We start from the raw sequence: 1,778 nt of genomic DNA, 5'->3' as shown, positions 1-1,778 counted from the left end.
ACTAGCCGGTGACTTCGCACTTGGGGGTTTAGGTCTCCAGCCAGCGGGGTCTGGTTTCGTCGATGCCGAGGAGTTCGAGCAGGTGTGCTTGGACTCCTCGGCTGATGAGGATGGCGGGTGGGCTGGTGGTTGTGCCGGGGCGGAGCATGAGGCTGTCGAGGTGGTAGAGGATCATGCGTCCGGTGGGGCGGACCTTGCGGTTGTCGGGGTAGAGGCCGCTCATGGTCTGCTCGGGTCCGAGGGCCTGACGGACTTGGCGTTCGATCAGGCAGAACACCAGCAGGGCCAGGCAGATGACGGTGATCAGAGCGGCGATGCGGCGGTTGTGCTCCAGGAAGATCGGGGCGACGGCCAGCGGGCCTTTGAAGTCGCCGTAGCGGCGCTCGACCACGCTTTGGCCTTTGTAACGCTTGAGGACTTCAGCGGCGTCGGCCTGCTTGGGGGTGAGCCGGGTGATCAGGGCATACCAGCCGTCGGCGGCGGCCTCGGCATCCAGCACGTCCTGGTCGAAGTGCCAGGCCAGGGACGGGCGCCCGTCAGGGGCGGTGGTCACAGTGGTGCGCAGGCAGCTCGCCACGCGTCGGGCCTTGGCGATCACGCCGATGCGGGCCTCGACCTTCGCTGCGGTGTTGTAGTAGCGGCCGCCGGCGGAGCGCTGCAGTTTGTCCAGGTCTTCCGTCGCCTTGGCCAGGCGTTTGGCGCGGGCCGCCTGCTGGCCTTTGGCGTTGCCGGTGGAGTGGACCAGGATCCGGCGCAGCCGGTGGACCGGGTCGCGTTTGCGCGGCCCGGCCATGACATGGACGTCTTCCAGGACCCGGTAGGTCTCCCGCTGGTCGGCGGGGGTGTTCCGCTCGCGGTCGCGGTCGTTGACGTAGTCGACCCGCTGGGCGGACTGCACGTCCAAGGCGGCGTAGACCTCGTCCTTGACCTGGGCAGCCGGGATCGGGGCGATGAAGTCGACTTTCGCGTCCAGCAGCGCGGTGATGTTCGGGTAGGACACGAGCTTGGAGTCCGCGACCAGCAGGAAGTCTTTGCGGTCGGCGATCTTCCGCAGGGCTTTCATCGCGCCGACGACCTGGGCGACCTCGCCCGCACCGCCGTCGTAGACCCGGTGGAAGAGCGGGATGCCGCCGTCGCGGCTGACTGCCAGCCCGGCCTGGATCTGCTTCAGGTCCACCCGCCGGTCCTTGGGGTGGCCGTACCTGACCTGCGGGAACCCGTCCTCCTGGTCCTCGTACGCACCGAACATGGACATCGAGGTCATATCCCAGTGAATCTGGGCGGTGTCGACGCCGAACTCCGCGATGGCCTGCGCACCGACCGAGCCGGTGATCTCCTCCAGGCGCGGCGCGATCGCGTCCAGCGCGCGGGCGAGCCGATCATCGTTGAGCAACTCGGCGGCCACGCCGAAGACCTCCTCCACGGCCCACGTACGGGCCCAGTCCTCCACCCGGACCATCGACGTGGGCGAGGACAGCCGGTTGGCGACCAGTACCTCGATGACCTGCCCGTGCGTCAGATGCGCCACATCCCGGACCGGGCACAGCTCGTCGATGATCCCGGCCACGTCCAGCCGGCGCAGAAACTCGGCAGAGGCAGGCAGAGCGCCCAGACGCCTCTCCACCACGGAAGTCAACTCCACTGCCATGCGGGAACGTTGGACCCGGGAACGACGTGTACGAGATATCGGCACGTCCACTCAACGAGTCACACCCGTCCAGGTACCGGTCACATCATCAGATCACCCGAACCGGTCATGTGCGGAGGATGGGACTAGC

The 1,778-nt window shown here is 67.5% G+C and carries 1 protein-coding gene; it reads right to left on the bottom strand.

The annotated features are described in order from the left end of the window. Positions 1 to 28: 28 nt before the first annotated feature. Positions 29 to 1,648, bottom strand: a complete 1,620-nt coding sequence (locus tag ABZ281_RS48055) for an IS1634 family transposase (RefSeq protein ID WP_356665018.1) — start codon at positions 1,646 to 1,648, stop codon at positions 29 to 31. Positions 1,649 to 1,778: the final 130 nt, after the last annotated feature.

Origin of the sequence: Streptomyces sp. NPDC006265 (assembly GCF_040613555.1) — a bacterium.
GTDB lineage: Bacteria > Actinomycetota > Actinomycetes > Streptomycetales > Streptomycetaceae > Streptomyces.
This window is presented reverse-complemented; position numbering and strand designations above follow the sequence as displayed.